This window comes from Kitasatospora sp. NPDC048365 (genome assembly GCF_043200835.1).
GTDB lineage: Bacteria > Actinomycetota > Actinomycetes > Streptomycetales > Streptomycetaceae > Kitasatospora > Kitasatospora terrestris.
Map to the genome: position 1 here is coordinate 1 of NZ_JBICYJ010000084.1, position 16,654 is coordinate 16,654.

Here is a 16,654-nt window from a genome sequence, read left to right on the forward strand (position 1 = left end):
GCCGCGCGCCCCGCCCCCCCCCCCGCCCCCCCCCCGCCCCCCCCCCCCCCCCCCCCCCCCCCCCCCCCCCCCACGGCCGTTTCAGCGGCTCGAGCAACGGCGCCTAGACCGCCAGGTCGCGCAAGGTGTCGAACGCGGTCTGGGCGAAGCGGCGACGAGCGGTCGGCCCGGTGCGGGCCATCGCGACCAGTCCGACCTGGGCGGTCCGGTTGAAGCCGGCGAAGGCGGCGAAGCCCCCGGTGGAGCCGGAGTGGTAGACCACGTCCGCGCCGCCCGCACCACCCGCACCACTGCCAGGCCCAACCCCGTCCGGCTCAACGTCCGGCTCGGCCCCACCCAACTCGACCCCACCGAGCTCAACCCCACCAAGCTCGACCCCGCCCAGCTCGGACGCGTCGACGACGGACGTGCCGAGTACCGGCGGGCCCAGGAGGCGACGCTGGTTCCAGGTCAGGCAGATCCCCGCGCCCGAGCGGCGCCGGGTCACGCGGGGCAGGCACACCTCGCGCAGCGCGGTGCGCAGCGCGGCGGCGGCGCCGGTCTGCTCCGGGATCGGCACGGCGTCCACCGCGAGGTGGGCCTGCAGGTAGCGGAGCATGTCGTCGGCGGTGGAGCGCAGGGCGGCGGCCCCGGGCAGGGCGGGGATCTTGAACGAGGGCAGTCGGCGGCCGCGGCGGTAGCCGATGCTGGGTTCGCGTCCGGCGCCGCAGGAGGTGTCGATCAGGCCGAGCGGTTCGCAGACCCGGCTGGCGAGGAGGTCCTCGTAGCGCTGTCCGGCGGCGTGCTCCAGGACCAGGCCGAGAAGTCCGGCGCCGAGGCTGGAGTAGCGGACCTGCGCGCCCGGTGTGCCGCGGACCGGTGTGCGGGGCAGGGCCCGCAGCAGGTGGGCGGCGCTGAAGGTGGCGTACGGGCTGGTGAACCAGCGGGGCACCGCGGACGGGACGAGGCCGACCGGGAGCCGGGGCAGGCCCGAGGTGTGGGTGGCGAGGTGGAGCAGGGTGATCGGTCGCTCGTGCGGGTAGCCGGGCACGGTGCCGGCGGGCAGGTAGCGGTCGATCGGGTCGTCGTAGCGGACCTCGCCGCGGGCGGCCATCTCGGCCAGCAGCAGAGCGGTGAAGGTCTTGGTGACCGAGCCGAGTTCGAAGCGGGTGTCGGCGCGGATCGGGCGTTCACCGGCCCGGTCGGCGTAGCCGCGGCAGGCGACGGTTCGTTCGTTGCCGCGGATCACGGCGACGGCGACCCCGCCTTCGGGGGCGGCGAGGGCGAAGAGCGGGCGCAGGCGGCGGGCGAGTTCGGGCGAGGGGGAGCCCGGTTCGGATAACCGGGGCGGGGCGGTCGAGTCGCCCTCGGCTCCCGTCCGTATGGAGGCGGTGGAATCGGTGGACTCGGTGGAGTCGGCAGACTCGCCGGAGTCGGTGGAATCGGCCGGTACGGCTTCGGCCGGTTGACCGGGCATGGGGGTTCTCCGTCTCGGGAAGTGGGCCGCCGGGTGAGTGGCGGTTGCGGTCGACGATAGGAAGCACACCAACTCTCCGCACCCGCTCGAACCCATCCGGGTCAGCGCCCCGCCCCGTGGCCGCACCCTGCGGCCGCGCCCCGTAGCCGCACCGCACGACCGCACCACGCGACCGCACCACGCGACCGCAAATCGCCATACCATCGGACAAAACGGATGGCGCCCGAAATCCGGCAGGTAGGCTGTCGGCACAACAACGAGATCCTCAGGGGCGCGCCGGGAAGTCTGGTCGGCACCATCCATTGCCGTACCCACCCCCAGGAGGCCGTCCCGTGGCCACGCCGCCGCCGACCGATCGCCGCCAGTTCCTCGGGCTGCTCCCGCTGCCCGAGCGGCGCTTCATCACCGACGCCCTGCGCACCGAGACGGTCGGCGGCGTCCTGCTGCTGATCGCGGCCGTGGTGGCACTGGTCTGGGCGAACGTCTGGCCGCACTCGTACGAGACGGTCAGCGAGTTCACGGTCGGGCCGTCGGGGCCGCTGCACCTGGACCTCCCGTTGGAGGCGTGGGCCCAGGACGGGCTGCTGGCGATCTTCTTCTTCGTGGCCGGGATCGAACTCAAGCGCGAGTTCGTGGCCGGTGAGCTGCGGACGCCGAGCGCCGCGCTGCTGCCGGTGGTGGCGGCGGTGTGCGGAGTGGCGCTGCCGGCAGCGCTGGACGCGCTGATCAACTCGGGGGCGGGCGGGCATCCGGAGGGGTGGGCGATCCCGACCGCAACGGACATCGCCTTCGCCCTGGGCGTGCTGGCGGTGGTGGGAAGTCACCTGCCGTCCGCGCTGCGGGCGTTCCTGTTGACGCTCGCCGTGGTGGACGACCTGATCGCGATCCTGATCATCGCGGTGTTCTACAGCTCGGGCATCAAGTTCTGGGCGCTGGGGCTGTCGCTGGCCGGGCTGGTGCTGTTCTGGTTCCTCAACCGGCGCGGGGTGCACGGCTGGTACCTGTACCTGCCGCTGGCCTTCGCGATCTGGGCGCTGATGCACGAGAGCGGGGTGCACGCCACGGTCGCGGGCGTGGCGATGGGCCTGATGCTGCGCTGCCACACCGAGGGCGACGAGAAGCAGTCCCCCGGCGAGCACATCGAGCACCTGGTGCGGCCGATCTCGGCGGGTGTCGCGGTGCCGCTGTTCGCGCTGTTCGCGGCGGGCGTGACGATCTCCGGGCCGGCGCTGGGCGAGGTGTTCACCCAGGCGGTGCCGCTCGGCATCGTCGTCGGCCTGCTGGCAGGCAAGACGGTCGGCATCTTCGGCGGCACCTGGCTGGCGGCCCGATTCACCCGGGCCGAGCTCAATCCGCAGCTGAAGTGGGCGGACCTGTTCGCGGTCGCCACCGTCGCCGGTATCGGCTTCACCGTCTCGCTGCTGATCAGCGAGCTGGCCTTCCCGGAGGACCCGGCGCTGGCCGACAAGGCGAAGGCCGCGGTGCTGGTCGGCTCGGTGCTCTGCGCGCTGGTGGCGACCGTGCTGCTGAAGCTGCGCAACCGGCACTACCGGCAGCTCTGCGAGGACGAGGACCGCGACTCCGACGGGGACGGCATCCCCGATGTGTACCAACAGGTCAGGTGACACGCCGTCGCAGGACGGACCCGGAGTGGTGCCTGACTGACCGGTAGGGGCATGATGCTGAGCTGTCGACGCATCTGTCGCCCGCGAGCCGATGCGGGCGGCACCCCGGGTGAATGGAGAACCGCCGATGGCCGCAGGAGCCGCCGACCCGTCCCGCACCGGACGCCCCCCGTACGAGGGGGAGCGCTCGATCGGGGAGCTGTTCGCCGCGGCCAGCGCCGACCTGTCGGCGTTGGTGCACGACGAGATCGCGCTCGCCAAGGCGGAGATCCGGGCCGATGTGAAGCGCGGCGTCTCCGGCGGCGTCTCGCTCACCGTCGCGGGCGTGGTGGCGCTGGCGTCGATCCCCATGCTGAGCTTTGCCGCCGCGTACGGCCTGCAGGCGCTCGGGCTGACCCTGGGCTGGTCGTTCCTGATCGTGGGCGGCGCCTACCTGCTGCTGGCGGCGCTGCTGGGCCTGCTGGCGCTGCGCTCGTTCAAGAAGATCCAGAAGCCGGAGCGCACCATCGCCGGCGCCCAGGCCACCGCCGAGGTGCTGAAGAACGCCAAGCCGCGGCCGGCCACCAAGGAGGAGATCGACCGGGCGCTGGGCCGGATCCCGTAGGCGCCGGGAGTGCCGGGAGGGTGTTCCCGGCACGGGTATGACAGGCTGCGGGGTATGTCGTTGGACCAGAAGCCCGTGGAGCAACAGCCCGGAACGTCGGCGGGTACGCCGACGGGCACCTCGGTGGAGCCGGCTGCGGCGTCCCCCGTGCCGGCCTGGAGCGTCCGCTCCCCCGGGCCGTGGACCCACCGGGACGTGGCCGCCAACGGCGCCCGGTTCCACATCGCCGAGGTCGGCGACGGGCCGCTGGTGCTGCTGGTGCACGGCTGGCCGCAGTACTGGTGGGCCTGGCGGCACCAGCTCACCGCGCTGGCCGAGGCCGGCTACCGGGCGGTGGCGGTGGACCTGCGCGGGATGGGCGGCAGCGACCGCACCCCGCGCGGCTACGACCCGGGCAACCTGGCACTGGACATCACCGGGGTGATCCGTTCGCTCGGCGAGCGGCGGGCGCACCTGGTCGGCCACGCCACCGGCGGCACGCTCGCCTGGGTCGCGGCGGTGATGCGCCCCTCGGTGATCCAGAGCCTGACCGTGGTCTCCGCCGCGCACCCGCGGCGCCTGCGCAAGGCGCTGCTGACCGACCGGCGGCAGATGGCCGCCTTCGACCACGTGCTGGGCTTCCAGCGGCCGTGGATCCCGGAGCGCCGGCTGGTCGCGGACGACGGCGCGCTGGTCGGCGAGTACCTGCGGGCCTGGACCGGCCCGAACGCGCTGGAGCCGGACGCGGTCACCGCGTACCGGAAGGCGATCCAGGTGCCGAGCACCGCGCACTGCTCGATCGAGCCGTACCGCTGGCTGCTGCGCTCGATGGCGCGGCCCGACGGCATCCAGTTCGCCCGGCGGATGAAGCGGCCGATCACCGCGCCGACCCTGCACCTGCAGGGGGCGGCGGACCCGGTGCTGCTCTCGCACACCGCGCTGGGCGCGGGCGAGTACGTGCAGGCGCCGTACCGGTGGCGGCTGCTGCCCGGGGTGGGGCACTTCCCGCACGAGGAGACGCCGGATCAGGTCACCACGGAGCTGCTGGACTGGATCGGCAGCCACAAGGACTGACGGTCGGCCAGTACCGGAACCTGACAGACAAGTTCATATGACAATCGCATAGGACAGGTGCATCCCCCGGAGGCGGTTACTCCGCCCGGCCCCCGGGAATCCCTCCGGTATGACCTGGATGCCCGATCGCGAGGAAGCGCCGCGCCGACGCCGTCGCAGCGCCGGCTCGCAGCAGCACTCGTCCCACCAGCCCGAATGGCCCTACGAGCCCTACCAGGCGACCGGAAGGCCACAACGCGGCGGGGGCTACCGGCTGGGCATCCCGCGGATCATCGGCCGCCGGGCCCGCTGGGTGGGCGCACGACTGAGGCGCGAGGCCTGAGCCCCGCGCCCCTGAAGTCGCTGTGCGTCGGAGAGCCCCTGCGTGTCAGACCAGCACGGTCGGCGAGACCGCGGTGAACCAGAGCAGCACGAAGGTCGCGATCGTCATCACCGGGACCAGGATCTTGGTCTCGACGTTGTTGCCGGTGCGCTTGATCAGGACGATCTCGTAGCGCTCCTTGTGCGGCCACAGCAGCGGTGCGCCCTGCTTGGTGATGCAGTCGCCGAGCAGGTGCGCCAGCGTACCCAGGGCGACCGCGTACGGCAGCCAGCCCGGGGCGCTGGGCATCCAGTTGTTCATGCCCGCGGTGCCGAGCACGGACATGCCCATCACGGTCACCCAGGCGGTCGGCCCGTCGCCCGGCGGGTGCAGGCGCAGCGCCTTGATCGCCATGGCCAGCAGGAAGAAGGTCAGGCCGAGGGTGAAGCCGCGGCCGATGAAGGTGATCCCGGCCCAGCTGCCGACGCCCATCAGCCCGACGAACAGCAGCGAGTGGGTGGCCTTGCGGTGCCCGCCGGAGACCCAGGCGACGAACTGGCAGATCACCTTGGAGACCGGGCCGAGGAAGTTGGCGATGGTGCCGTCGTGGTGGTCCAGGTCCGGCAGCAGGGCCGCGCCGGCGCACAGCACGGTGCCCATCAGGATGTCGGCCGGCTGCAGGTGGATGCCCAGCAGCGGGGGCAGGAGCGGCGCCGAGGCCGCGTACAGCATCGCGCCGCTGACCGCGTGCGAGTGACCCATCATGGCGCTTCCCAGACCTCCCGTCGGGCTCCCGCCGTGGCGGCCCGGGTGAGCCGGACGGGTGAGCGCGGCCGACGCTATCAGGCGGGACGGACAGTCTGTCAGGGGTGATCTCGACGCCCTGAGGCGCTGCGGTTGCGCCGCCGCGGGGAGGTCAGAGCGCGCAGCCCTCGGTGTCCACCGGGGAGGTCGCGGTGGCTCCCTGGGCGACGTCCTCGCGGACCTCGGCCGAGGTCAGCACGTAGCCGGTGTCGGAGCTGTCCAGGGACTTGGCGAAGACCACCCCGTACACCTGGCCGTCCGGGGTGAGCAGCGGGCCGCCGCTGTTGCCCTGGCGGACCAGCGAACGGACCGAGTAGACGTCGCGGACCACCTGGCCGCGGTGGTAGATGTCCGGACCGTTGGCCTGGATCCGGCCGCGGATGCGGGCGGGCTGGACGTTGAAGGCGCCGTTCTCCGGGAACCCTGCCACGATCGCGCTGTCGTTGGTGCGGGCGTCGCCGGCGAAGGTCAGCGGCGGGGCGTTGAGCTTGGGGACGTCCAGCACGGCGATGTCGCGCTGCCAGTCGTAGCGGACCACGGTGGCGTCGTACAGCTGCCCGGCGCCGCCGATCTGCACGGTCGGCTCGTCGACGCCCCCGACCACGTGGGCGTTGGTCATCACCCGGTGCGGGGCGAACACGAAGCCGCTGCCCTCCAGGGTCTTGCCGCAGGCGGTGGCGGTGCCGACCACCTTCACCAGGCTCTGCCGGGCGCGCTGCACCGCCGGGCTGTTGGCCAGCGCCGGGTCCGGGGCCGCGACCTCGGTGATCGGCTCGTGCTCGAACGGGTTGAACACCTGGGGGAAGCCGTTGCGGGCGAGCTCCTTGGAGAAGTCGGAGAACCAGTTCGGCGCGTCCGCGGGCAGCGTCTCCTGGACCCCGCCGAGGATCGCCGAGGTGCGGACCTGCTTGGAGACGGTCGGCAGCGAGGTACCCGCCAGCGCCGAACCGATCAGCCAGGCCACCAGCAGCATCGAGACCACGTTGACCAGCGAGCCGCCGATCGCGTCCAGGGTCTTCACCCGGCCGCGGCCGATCCGGCCGCGCAGCTTCCAGCCGAAGTGCGTGGTGATCGCCTGCCCGATGGCCGCCAGCACGATCACCACCACCACCGCGACCACCGAGGCCGTCGTGGAACCCGGCCCGATGTGCCGCAGCAGCAGGGGCAGCAGTTGCACCGCGATCAGGCCACCGCCGAGGAAGCCGATCACGGACAGCACGCCGACCACGAAGCCCTGCCGGTAGCCGGAGACGGCGAAGCCCAGCGCGGCGGCGATCAGCAGCAGATCCAGGACGTTCACCCGGATACCCTCCCACGTCCCACCGGGCGGGGGACACAGCCGGACCGATCGGGCCACTCCGAGGTGCGGAGAGTGCCCGCTCCTGCGACGGTCGGACCGTCCGATGATCGCTGGAGAGCCCTGGAGAGCGCGAGGAGCGGCCGTGGCCACCTGGGAGATGCCGATGCCGGTAGCCGAGCCGGAGTTCCTCCCCGCGCTGGACATCCCCGAGCCGGGGAGTCAGCGCCGGTGGACCGTCCTGCTGCGGATTCTGCTCCTCCTCCCCCAGTACATCGTGCTCTGGGTGCTGTCGGTGATCGCCTTCGTGGTGGCGGTGATCGGCTGGTTCGGCGCCCTGTTCACCGGGCGGCTGCCCGACTTCGCGGCCGGCTTCCTGCGCGGGTACCTGGAGTACGACACGCGCGTGTACGCCTACCTGATGCTCACCGTCGACCGGTACCCGCCGTTCAGCTTCGAGGAGCCCGACCACCCCGTCCGGGTGGAGGTGCGGCCCGGGCCGCTGAACCGGCTCGCGGTGTTCTTCCGCCTGATCCTGGCCGTCCCCGCGGCGATCGTCCAGAGCGTGCTGAGCGCCGGCTGGTGGGCGGTGTGCTTCATCAGCTGGCTGGTCGTGCTGATCCTCGGCCGGATGCCGCGGCCGCTGTTCGAGGCGACCGCCGCGGTGCTGCGCTACCGGATGCGGTTCCAGGCGTACTTCCTGATGCTCAGCTCCGCGTACCCCAAGCGGATCTTCGGCGACCCGGAGAAGGAGCAGCCGTTCACCTCCGCCACCCGGCCGCTGGTGATGGGCAGCAGCGGCAAGGCACTGCTGGTGGTGTTCATCGTGCTCGGGGTCGCCACGATGGTCGCGTCCTCGGTGACCGGGTCGCTCGACCACGACGACGACTACGACGACAACCCGACCGTCCGCGTGACCGGGCCGCTCGTACCCGGGCGGTAGGTGCCAGGGTACGAGCGGCCGGGCGGTAGGTGCCGAGGTGCGAGCGGCCGGGCGGTCAGGAGCGCGAGCGGCGGGAGAGGCTGAGCGCCTCGTCGGAGAGCTCGACCGTGCGGCTGGTGTCCCACGGCCGCTCCAGGCCGCTGTAGTGCAGCACCCGGTCGATCACGCCCGCGGTGAAGCCCCACACCAGCCGGCTCGCCACCTCGAACGCCGGGCCGGTGAAACCCGAGGGGTGGCGCAGCCGGGCCCGGTTCGCCGGATCGGTCAGCTCCGCCAGCGGCACCCGGAACACCGCGCCGGTCTCCGCCGGGTCCACCGGCGCCACCGGCGACTCCTGCCGCCACCAGCCCAGCACCGGCGTCACCACGAAGCCGCTCACCGGGATGAACAGCGTCGGCAGGGTGGCGAACAGCTGCACCCCCGACGGGTCCAGCCCGGTCTCCTCCTCGGCCTCGCGCAGCGCCGCCGCCAGCGGGCCGCTGCCCGCCGGGTCGCCGTCCTCCGGGTCGAGCGCGCCGCCCGGGAACGAGGACTGGCCGGCGTGCGAGCGCAGGCTGCGGGCCCGCTCGATCAGCAACAGGTCCGGGCCGCCCTCGCCCTCGCCGAACAGCATCAGCACCGCCGACGGGCGGCCGCCCTCGGCCGGCGGCAGGAAGCGGCTCAGCTGCTGCGGCCGGACGGTCTCGGCGGCCTCCCGGACCGGCAGCAGCCAGGACGGCAGGCCCTCCCGGACGATCACGGGAGCAGGCGCGGGCTGCGGCGTCATGCGGCGTCCCCCTCGCCGTCGACGGTCGCCAGGTCGGCGACCCGGCCGTCATGGGCGACCGCGTCGGCGCGGGCCGCCGCCTCCCCCGGGAAGTCCGCGGGCGGGCGCAGCCGCTGACCGGGCTTGCCGGCCAGCTCGTACTTGAGCAGCTTGGCCGCCTTCTCGGGGTCGGTCACCCCCACCCCGTACGAGGGACACAGCCCGGCCACCGGGCAGGCGCCGCAGGCCGGCTTCTGCGCGTGGCAGACGCGGCGGCCGTGGAAGACCACGCGGTGCGAGAGCATCGTCCACTCCGACTTGGGGAAGATCGCGGCGACCGCCGCCTCGACCTTCACCGGATCCTCCTCGGCCGTCCAGCCGAAGCGGCGGGCGAGCCGGCCGAAGTGGGTGTCCACCGTGATGCCCGGCACGCCGAAGGCGTTGCCCAGCACCACGTTGGCGGTCTTGCGGCCGACACCGGGCAGGGTGACCAGGTCCTCCAGCCGGCCGGGGACCTCGCCGCCGAACTCGTCCCGCAGCGCCGCGGAGAGCCCCAGCAGCGACTTCGCCTTGTTGCGGAAGAAGCCGGTCGGCCGGATCAGCTCCTCCAGCTCCTCCGGGACGGCCGCGGCCATGTCCTCCGGCGTGGGGTACTTCGCGAACAGCGCCGGCGTGGTCTGGTTCACCCGCAGGTCGGTGGTCTGCGCGGACAGCACGGTCGCCACCAGCAACTGGAACGGGTTGTCGAAGTCCAGCTCCGGGTGCGCGTACGGGTACAGCTCCGCCAGCTCCCGGTTGATCCTCCGGGCCCGCCGCACCGTCGCCAGTTGCGACTCCGGCTTCTTCGCCGCGGCCTTGCGCACCTTGCTCTCTGCCATGACCGAAGGCTACGCCGGATCACCGCGGGCCCAGCGGCAAACCGGAGGAGGAGTCGAGTACGGGACCGGCGGCCTGGGGTCAGGGGGTGAAGTGGGCGTTGACGGTGGGGAAGTCGAAGGTGCCGTCGAGGGCGGTGAGGCCGCCGGTGGTGAGGAGTTCGGTGGCGGCGCGGTGGGCGGCGGTGTAGGCGGCCTGGGCGAGGGCGGCACCCAGGCTGATCCGGCGGACGCCGGCGGCGGCGAGTTCGGTGGCGGTCGGGCCGCCCGGGACGGCCATGGCGTTGACCGGGAGGGGTGAGCGCGCGCAGAGCTCGCGCAGCGCGTCCAGGTCGAGCAGGCCCGGGACGAAGAGGCCGTCGGCTCCGGCCTCGGCGTACGCCTCGGCCCGGCGCAGCGTCTCCTCCGGGCGGTCGGCCGGGGCGCCGATGCCGAAGAGGTGGACGTCGGTGCGGGCGTTGAGGAAGAGCTCCGGCAGGCCCGCGTCGGCGGCGGCCTGCCGGGCGGCGCGCAGCCGGGCGGCCTGCTCCTCGATCCCGAACAGCGGACCGCCGACCGCCGCGGAGTCCTCCAGGTTGACGCCCACGGCGCCCGCCTCCACCACGGCGCGGACGGTCTCGGCGACCGCGTCCGGCGCCGGGCCGTAGCCGCCCTCGATGTCGGCGGTCACCGGGACGTCGACGGCGGCGACCACGCGGCGGATCGCGTCGACCATCTCCTGGCGGTCCAGCCGCTGGCCGTCGCCGCGCCCGGCCGACCAGGACACGCCCCCGCTGGTGGTGGCGATCACCTCGGCACCGGCCCCCGCGATCACCGCCGCGCTGCCGGCGTCCCAGGCGTTGGGGAGGATCAGTGCGGCGGGCCCGGCCGCGAGGGCGCGCAGCCGGCGGGCCCGGTCGAGGGTGCGGGGGGCGGTGGGAGCAACGGGGTGCTGGATCCGGGTGGTCATGGGGACCATGCAACCGGGCGGACCGGCGGAAGCGAACTGATTAGGCTCAGACCGAATCCTGGCGCGAGGAGGCGGCTGTGCGGACCCGGTTGACGCTCTCGGCGGGCGACCTCGCCCGGACCCGGTTCGCCGTCTCACCGATGTGGGAGGTGGTCACCGGCTTCCGGGCCCTGGCCGCCTCACCGGTGCCGGAGGTGCACCGCGGCTGGGCGGCCCAGGTCCGGCCCCGGCTGGCGGCCGCCGGACTCGACCGCGGCTGGCTCGCGGAGATGGTCCCGGCCGGCGGCCACCTCCCGGACTTCCTCAACCCGCCGCCTGCCGGGGCGGTCGGCGAGCTGGAGCAGGAGCTGGCAGCCGTCCGCCGGACGGACCCGGCGCAGGTGCGGCGCGACCTCGACCTGCTGGCCGCCGAGCGCGGCGGGCGGCTGTCCGCGAGGCTGCGCGGCCTGTACCGGGAGCCGGAGCTCCGGCTCCCCCGGGTGACCGCCGAGATCGAGGCGTACTGGCAGCTGGCGTTGGCGCCGTACTGGGCCCGGATCCGGGCCCTGCTGGAGGCGGACGTCTTCCACCGGGCCCGGCAGGCGGCCGAGCACGGCACCGCCGAGGTGCTGAACGGTCTCCACCGGACCGTGCGGTGGGAGGAGGGCGAGCTGCTCCTGACCGAACGGCACTGCCCGATCACCCGGATCCCGACCGCGGCCGGGCTGGTGCTCGTACCGTCCGCGTTCGCGTGGCCGCGGGTGCTCACCCGGTCGCCGGGCGGCGACCCGCCGCAGCTGGCGTACCCGGCGCGGGGCAGCGCGACGCTGTGGGAGCGCCGGGAGCCGCCGCGGGCCGACGGGCTCGCGCTGGTGCTCGGACGCTCCCGGACCGTCCTGCTCGCGGAACTGGCGGCGCCCGCCTCCACCACCGAGCTGGCACGCCGCTGCGAGCTGTCGGCGGCGGCCGTCTCCGAGCACCTGGCGGCGCTGCGCGCGGCCGGCCTGGTCAGCGGCCACCGCGCCGGGCGGTCGGTGCTGTACGCCCGGACCGCCGTCGCCGACGCGCTGCTCGACGCCCAGGTGTGAGGACGCGGCGGGCCGGGGCAACGGCTGCCGGGTGCGCGGGTCAGACGCGCTCGGCGGCGTAGCGGGTGGCGAGGGCGGCGACCTGGGCGGGGGTGGTGACGGTGGTGGCGGGGGTGTCGGGGGCGATGCGCCGGGCCAGGTCGGCGAGGGTGGTGCCGGGGCCGAGTTCGATCAGTTCGGCGGCGGCGGAGTCGGGGCCGACCAGGGTGCGGACGGTGCTGTCCCAGCGGACCGGCTCGACCAGGTGACGGATCATCAGCGCGCGCCACTCCGCGGGGTCGCCGTCGCGGACGCGGCCGTCCGCGGTGGCGACCACCGGGAAGCGGGCGGCGCGCAGCGGGGCGCGGACGAGTGCCGCCGACAGCCGGTACTGCGCCGGGATCATCAGCGGCGAGTGGAACGCCCCGCCGGACGGGTGCGGGGTCGCCCGGAAGCCCGCCTCGGGCGCCTGCTCGACAAGCGCCTCCACGCCGGCCCGGGTGCCGGAGACCACCACGCGGTCGGGCCCGTCGAGGTGGGCGAGCCAGACCCGGGCGCCGGCGCCCCGCAGCCGTTCGGTGAGGCGGCCGGCCGCCTGCGGGTCGCCGCCGGTCAGGACTGCCATGGCCCCCTCGGCGGCGCGGGCGGCGTCCGCCATCGCGGCGCCGCGCTCGGCGACGAGCTGCGCGGCGTCGGCCGGCTTCAGCACCCCGGCGGCGGCGAGGGCCGCGTACTCGCCGACGCCGTGTCCGGCGCAGGCCACCACCGGCAGGCCCGGGGCGGCCGCGCGGACCGCCTGGAGGATCATCGCCTCCAGGGCGAAGAGCGCGAGTTGGGCGTTGTCGGTGCGGCGGAGACGTTCGGTGTCGGCGTCGACCAGGAGGGCTCCGACGTCCCGTCCGACGCGGTGCGAGAGGGCGTCCACCAGCTGCCACTGCGGGGTGTCCAGCCAGGGCAGGCCCATGCCGGGGTACTGGGCGCCCTGGCCCGGGAACATCAGGGCGATCCGGTCGGTCCGGGCGTTCATGGGGGTCCTTCCACAGGTGGCGGCGGGTGGCGGCGGGTGTCGATGGCGGCGGCGGGCGGGGTCAGCGGGGTCAGCGGGGTCAGCGGGTGAGGGTGTCCGGGATCCCGACCACGCCGAGGAGTTGGAGCGCCTGCTCCGAGCTGCTGCCCGGCTCGGCGGTGTAGGTGACCAGGGTCTGGCCGTCGCCGTCGGAGAGGGCGAGCGCCTCGTAGTCCAGGGTGAGCTCGCCGACCGTGCGGTGGTGCATCCGCTTGGTGCCGTGGCCCTTCTCCTTGACGTCGTGCATCGACCAGAGCCGGCGGAAGTCCGGACTCTTGACCGAGAGTTCGCCGACCAGCGCGGCCAGTGCCGGGTCGTCCGGCCAGCGCCCGCCGGCCATCCGCAGGAAGGCGATCGACTCCTGGGCGATCTCCTCCCAGTCGAGGTAGAAGTCCTTCGCCCAGGGGTCCATGAAGGCGATCCAGACCATGTTGCGGCGGGCCGTGGGCAGCGCGGCGAAGTCGGCGATCAGCGCGGCGGCGAGCGGGTTCCAGGCGAGCACGTCCATCCGCCGGCCGAGCACGAAGGCGGGGGTGGTCGCGGAGAAGACGTCCAGCAGCCGCTGGACGCCGGGGCGGACGCGCTCGGTGCTGCGCGGCGGGCGCGGCTGCGGGCGGCCCTCGGTGAGGGCGAGCTCCTCCAGGTGGCGCTGCTCGTCCTCGTCGAGCCGCAGGGCGCGGCCGATGGCGCCGAGGATCTCGGGCGAGGGGTTGCGGCCGCGGCCCTGTTCGATCCGGGTGTAGTAGTCGACGCTGACGCCGGAGAGCCGGGCCACGTCCTCCCGGCGCAGCCCCGGGGAGCGGCCGCGCGACTGGCGCTGCAGGCCGACGGACTCGGGCTGCACCCGGGCCCGGCGGGTGCGCAGGAAGTCGGTGAGCTCTTCGCGTCGGTCCATGCGCTCCATCATGGCCAGGACGGGCCGGGCGCGGCACCTCGCAACCTGGCCCTGCCAGAACCAGGTTCGGCCGACGCGGCTACTGCACCAGGCCGAGCAGCAGGACCGCCGCGAGGACGGCCAGGCCGGCCGCGGGACCGGCCAGGGCGACCAGCGAGGCGCCCAGGTGGAGGACCGGGGCGGCGCGGTGGCGGCGGCACAGCGTGGCGGCGGTGCCGGGCGGGCCGTGCCGCCGGCGGGTGCGGGTGGCCCGCAGCCAGAGGGCGTTGAGCAGGGTGCCGGCGACGGCGAGGGCGAGGCCGAAGGCGATGGTGGTGCCGGCGGTGAGGTCGCGGGCCAGGGCGTGGGTGGCCAGCGGCAGCAGCACGAGCGCGGTGAGCAGCAGGGCGTCCAGGGCGCGCAGGGCGCGGTCGGGCCGGCGGATCCGGGCGAGCACGGTGCGGCGGTCGTGCCAGAGGGTGCCGACGGCGAGGAAGCCGAGGGCGTGGACGGCGTACTCGGGCCAGCCGGCGGCCGGGTGGAGGTCCAGTGCCAGCAGGGTGAGGGCGACCACGGCGGCGGTGTCGCCGGCCAGGTCGCTGTGGGCGAGTGCGTGGGTGCTGGGCATGGCGTCCGACCTCCGCCGGGGTGGAGTGCGCGCGGCCCGGGGCCGCCGATGGGCGGCCCCGGGCCGGGACGCGAGGGGACTGGCGCGGGCTCAGTCGTTCGCGGACTCGGAGCCGATGAACCAGTGCTGACGGACCGCCATCCGGTGGATGTAGCGGGTCTCGACGAACTCGGCGAGGTCCTGCTCCAGGGCGGCGTACTCGGGCGAGGCGAGCGCCGTGCGCAGCGCCTCCTCGCTCTCGAAGGAGAGCTGGTAGGCGACGTCGAGGGTGGCCTCGCCGATCGCGTAGGCGCCGTCGCGGGTGAAGCCCTGGACGTAGCGGACCAGGCCGGGCACCTCGAGGGCGAGCTTGGCGTGCGTGTCGAGGCTGCGGGCCCGGAAGTCGGCCAGCGGGGTGCCGGCGGCACGCTTGGCGAGGACGAACAGCTTGGCGCCGGCCGGGCGGGCGGTGCCGGGGCCGGGGCGCAGCACGTGGGCCTCGGTGTCGAGCACGAGGGTGCGCCAGAAGGCGGCCCAGTTGGGCTCGTCGAGGCGGGCGCCCTGGAGGAACTCCGGGGACTGCAGCGAGGCGAGCTGCTCCTCGTCGTTGTTGAGCCAGATCTCGGCGATGCCGCTCCACAGCGGGTCCTCGCCGTCGGTGTCCAGCGGGATGCGGGTGTCCACGGCGTACTTGCGGATCTGCTTGATCTTGGAGGCGTAGTTGGGGGCGTGCACCTCCAGCCAGTACTGGTGGAACTCCTCCTCGGTCATCCCCGGCTTGGGGTACGCGAAGATCAGCTGGTGGATCATGGGGACTCCTCGGGGTGTCCTCGGGGTGACGGTCCGTCCGGTCAGACCTGGTAGCGCTTCTTGACGTCCTCGGCGAAGCCCAGGTAGTCGCGCAGCGGCCAGACCTGCTCGAACTCCAGGTACTCGCGCATGGGGAGCCGGCCGAGCGCGGTGCGGTCGAGCTCCTCGGCGTCGGGGGAGTCGATGATGGCGATCACGCGCTTCTGCGCGGCGACCTTCCAGATGCCCACGCAGAAGCCGGAGTTGAGGGTCTCGACGGCGTGCTCGGCCTCTTCCTGCTCGACCTCCCAGAGCTCTTCGAGGGAGATCCGGCCTTCGTGCTTCCACTTCATCTGGACGTAGAACAGCATGTCGCTCTCCTCGTGCTGAGGCAGGTGTCAGGGGCGGATGACAATGATTTAACTGAGGTTGTCGATTTCAGTCAAGATATGTTTGACAGCGCTCTGCGGGCCGTGTTGACTGCCGGTGCACCCGACTTCGCACAGTGCGGCCCGCGAACTGCCGATGCGTCCGCCCCGGCCGGTCCGGCCTCGCCGACGGGGCTCGGGCGCAGGTAGACAGGATCCGAACCGAGGCCCCAACACCCCTTCCACCGAAGGAGATCACCGCCGATGGCGAAGAAGAGAATCCTTGTCGTGCTCTCCGAGTACGGCTACTGGGGCGAAGAGCTGATCGGTCCGCTGGAGACCTTCGACAAGGCCGGCTACGAGGTCAGCTTCGCCACCCCGACCGGCAAGCGCCCGGTCGCCCTGCCGCCGAGCTACGACCCCGAGTACATCGACCCGCCGCTGGGCCGCTCGGTCACCAGCACCGAGATGGCCGAGAAGGTCCGCGCGGTCGACACCTCGAACCGGCTGGACAACCCGCTCGACCTGTCCTCCTGGCTGCCCGACCGGCCGTACCGCAGCCGCAGCGACTTCCTGCGCGCCTGGGAGGGCTACAACACCCGCCGCGAGCACGTGCAGACGCAGATCGCCGACCGCTACGACGCGCTGCTGATCGTCGGCGGCTCCGGCCCGATCGTCGACCTCGCCAACAACTGGCGGGTGCACGACCTGATCCTGGCCTTCTACAACCTGGGCCTGCCGATCGCCGCCGAGTGCTACGGCGTGGCCTGCCTGGCGTTCGCCCGCGAGCAGGACGACCGGACCAGCATCATCCGCAACAAGCACGTCACCGGTCACTGCATCGAGTACGACTACAAGGACGGCACCGGCTTCATGGGGACCGACTTCGTGATCGGCCCGCCGCCGTACCCGCTGGAGTACATCCTGCGCGACGCCACCGCTCCCGAGGGCGCCTACCACGGCAACTTCGGCAGGGAGACCTCGGTGATCGTCGACTTCCCGTTCATCACCGGGCGCTCCACCCCGGACTCCTACCTCACCGGCCAGAAGGTCGTCGAGGTGCTGGAGCAGGGCCTGCGCCAGTGGGGCTTCGGCGAGCACCGGGCCTGACCCGGTTCCCGGCCGGGGGGGGGGGGGGGGCGGCGGCGGCGGGGGGGGGCCGGGGGGCCCGCCCCCGGCCCCCCCCCCCCCCCCCCCCCCCCCCCCCCCCCCCCCCCCAGCCACCCCCCCCCCCGGCCGGCCGCGCGGGCCG

At 73.8% G+C, this 16,654-nt stretch carries 17 protein-coding genes; 6 read left to right on the forward strand and 11 right to left on the reverse strand.

Annotated elements, in window-relative coordinates:
- Positions 1-103 precede the first annotated feature (103 nt).
- Positions 104-1,759, reverse strand: coding sequence for a serine hydrolase domain-containing protein (locus tag ACGFX4_RS40490; protein ID WP_393086080.1), 1,656 nt, complete (start codon positions 1,757-1,759; stop codon positions 104-106).
- 29 nt (positions 1,760-1,788) lie between these two features.
- On the opposite strand from ACGFX4_RS40490, the gene nhaA reads away from it, so the two are divergent.
- The 3 genes from nhaA to ACGFX4_RS40505 all read left to right on the forward strand — a co-directional run bounded on the left by nhaA (position 1,789) and on the right by ACGFX4_RS40505 (position 4,738).
- Entirely contained in the window at positions 1,789-3,081 is a 1,293-nt protein-coding gene (gene nhaA, locus ACGFX4_RS40495) for a Na+/H+ antiporter NhaA (protein ID WP_393086082.1), read from the forward strand.
- A gap of 127 nt (positions 3,082-3,208) precedes the next feature.
- Entirely contained in the window at positions 3,209-3,685 is a 477-nt protein-coding gene (locus ACGFX4_RS40500; protein ID WP_393086084.1) for a phage holin family protein, read from the forward strand.
- A 123-nt stretch (positions 3,686-3,808) separates the two neighbouring features.
- Positions 3,809-4,738 carry an alpha/beta fold hydrolase gene (locus ACGFX4_RS40505; RefSeq protein WP_393086110.1) on the forward strand — a complete coding sequence of 310 codons (930 nt, stop codon included), beginning with the start codon at positions 3,809-3,811 and terminating at the stop codon, positions 4,736-4,738.
- Positions 4,739-5,105: 367 nt separating this feature from the next.
- On the opposite strand, the gene ACGFX4_RS40510 is transcribed toward ACGFX4_RS40505, so the two are convergent.
- Together ACGFX4_RS40510 and ACGFX4_RS40515 are read right to left on the reverse strand one after the other, a co-directional pair.
- Positions 5,106-5,804: a metal-dependent hydrolase gene (locus ACGFX4_RS40510; RefSeq protein ID WP_393086086.1), complete on the reverse strand. Its 699-nt coding sequence runs from the start codon at positions 5,802-5,804 to the stop codon at positions 5,106-5,108.
- Between the two features lie 151 nt (positions 5,805-5,955).
- Complete coding sequence (locus ACGFX4_RS40515) at positions 5,956-7,143, reverse strand: MarP family serine protease (RefSeq protein ID WP_393086088.1); 1,188 nt, start codon at positions 7,141-7,143, stop codon at positions 5,956-5,958.
- A 157-nt stretch (positions 7,144-7,300) separates the two neighbouring features.
- Between ACGFX4_RS40515 and ACGFX4_RS40520 the strand changes: the two genes are divergently transcribed.
- A complete protein-coding gene (locus ACGFX4_RS40520; protein ID WP_393086112.1) occupies positions 7,301-8,083 on the forward strand; it encodes a DUF4389 domain-containing protein in 783 nt (260 codons plus the stop codon).
- Between the two features lie 55 nt (positions 8,084-8,138).
- Here the strand turns inward: ACGFX4_RS40520 and ACGFX4_RS40525 are convergent, their stop codons facing one another.
- The 3 genes from ACGFX4_RS40525 to ACGFX4_RS40535 all read right to left on the reverse strand — a co-directional run bounded on the left by ACGFX4_RS40525 (position 8,139) and on the right by ACGFX4_RS40535 (position 10,652).
- Entirely contained in the window at positions 8,139-8,849 is a 711-nt protein-coding gene (locus tag ACGFX4_RS40525; protein ID WP_393086090.1) for an NUDIX hydrolase, read from the reverse strand.
- Positions 8,846-9,706 (reverse strand): endonuclease III, encoded by an 861-nt coding sequence (gene nth / locus ACGFX4_RS40530; protein ID WP_393086092.1) that lies wholly within the window; start codon positions 9,704-9,706, stop codon positions 8,846-8,848. Before nth ends, ACGFX4_RS40525 begins: the two co-directional genes overlap by 4 nt.
- Before the next feature lie 79 nt (positions 9,707-9,785).
- Positions 9,786-10,652, reverse strand: a complete 867-nt coding sequence (locus ACGFX4_RS40535; RefSeq protein WP_393086094.1) for an isocitrate lyase/phosphoenolpyruvate mutase family protein — start codon at positions 10,650-10,652, stop codon at positions 9,786-9,788.
- Between the two features lie 77 nt (positions 10,653-10,729).
- Between ACGFX4_RS40535 and ACGFX4_RS40540 the strand changes: the two genes are divergently transcribed.
- Entirely contained in the window at positions 10,730-11,719 is a 990-nt protein-coding gene (locus tag ACGFX4_RS40540; RefSeq protein WP_393086096.1) for a DUF5937 family protein, read from the forward strand.
- Positions 11,720-11,759: 40 nt separating this feature from the next.
- Here ACGFX4_RS40540 and ACGFX4_RS40545 read toward each other — a convergent pair whose 3' ends face one another.
- The 5 genes from ACGFX4_RS40545 to ACGFX4_RS40565 form a co-directional block, all read right to left on the reverse strand.
- The gene (locus tag ACGFX4_RS40545; protein ID WP_393086098.1) at positions 11,760-12,725 is read right to left on the reverse strand and encodes an ACP S-malonyltransferase; all 966 of its coding nucleotides are present in this window, start codon (positions 12,723-12,725) and stop codon (positions 11,760-11,762) included.
- Positions 12,726-12,804: 79 nt separating this feature from the next.
- The gene (locus ACGFX4_RS40550; protein ID WP_393086100.1) at positions 12,805-13,659 is read right to left on the reverse strand and encodes a helix-turn-helix transcriptional regulator; all 855 of its coding nucleotides are present in this window, start codon (positions 13,657-13,659) and stop codon (positions 12,805-12,807) included.
- A 79-nt stretch (positions 13,660-13,738) separates the two neighbouring features.
- Entirely contained in the window at positions 13,739-14,266 is a 528-nt protein-coding gene (locus ACGFX4_RS40555; protein WP_393086102.1) for a TMEM175 family protein, read from the reverse strand.
- A 90-nt stretch (positions 14,267-14,356) separates the two neighbouring features.
- Positions 14,357-15,055, reverse strand: a complete 699-nt coding sequence (locus ACGFX4_RS40560) for an EthD family reductase (protein ID WP_393086104.1) — start codon at positions 15,053-15,055, stop codon at positions 14,357-14,359.
- Between the two features lie 41 nt (positions 15,056-15,096).
- Positions 15,097-15,405 (reverse strand): muconolactone Delta-isomerase family protein, encoded by a 309-nt coding sequence (locus ACGFX4_RS40565; protein WP_393086106.1) that lies wholly within the window; start codon positions 15,403-15,405, stop codon positions 15,097-15,099.
- A 261-nt stretch (positions 15,406-15,666) separates the two neighbouring features.
- On the opposite strand from ACGFX4_RS40565, the gene ACGFX4_RS40570 reads away from it, so the two are divergent.
- Complete coding sequence (locus ACGFX4_RS40570; protein WP_393086108.1) at positions 15,667-16,512, forward strand: type 1 glutamine amidotransferase domain-containing protein; 846 nt, start codon at positions 15,667-15,669, stop codon at positions 16,510-16,512.
- Positions 16,513-16,654 lie beyond the last annotated feature (142 nt).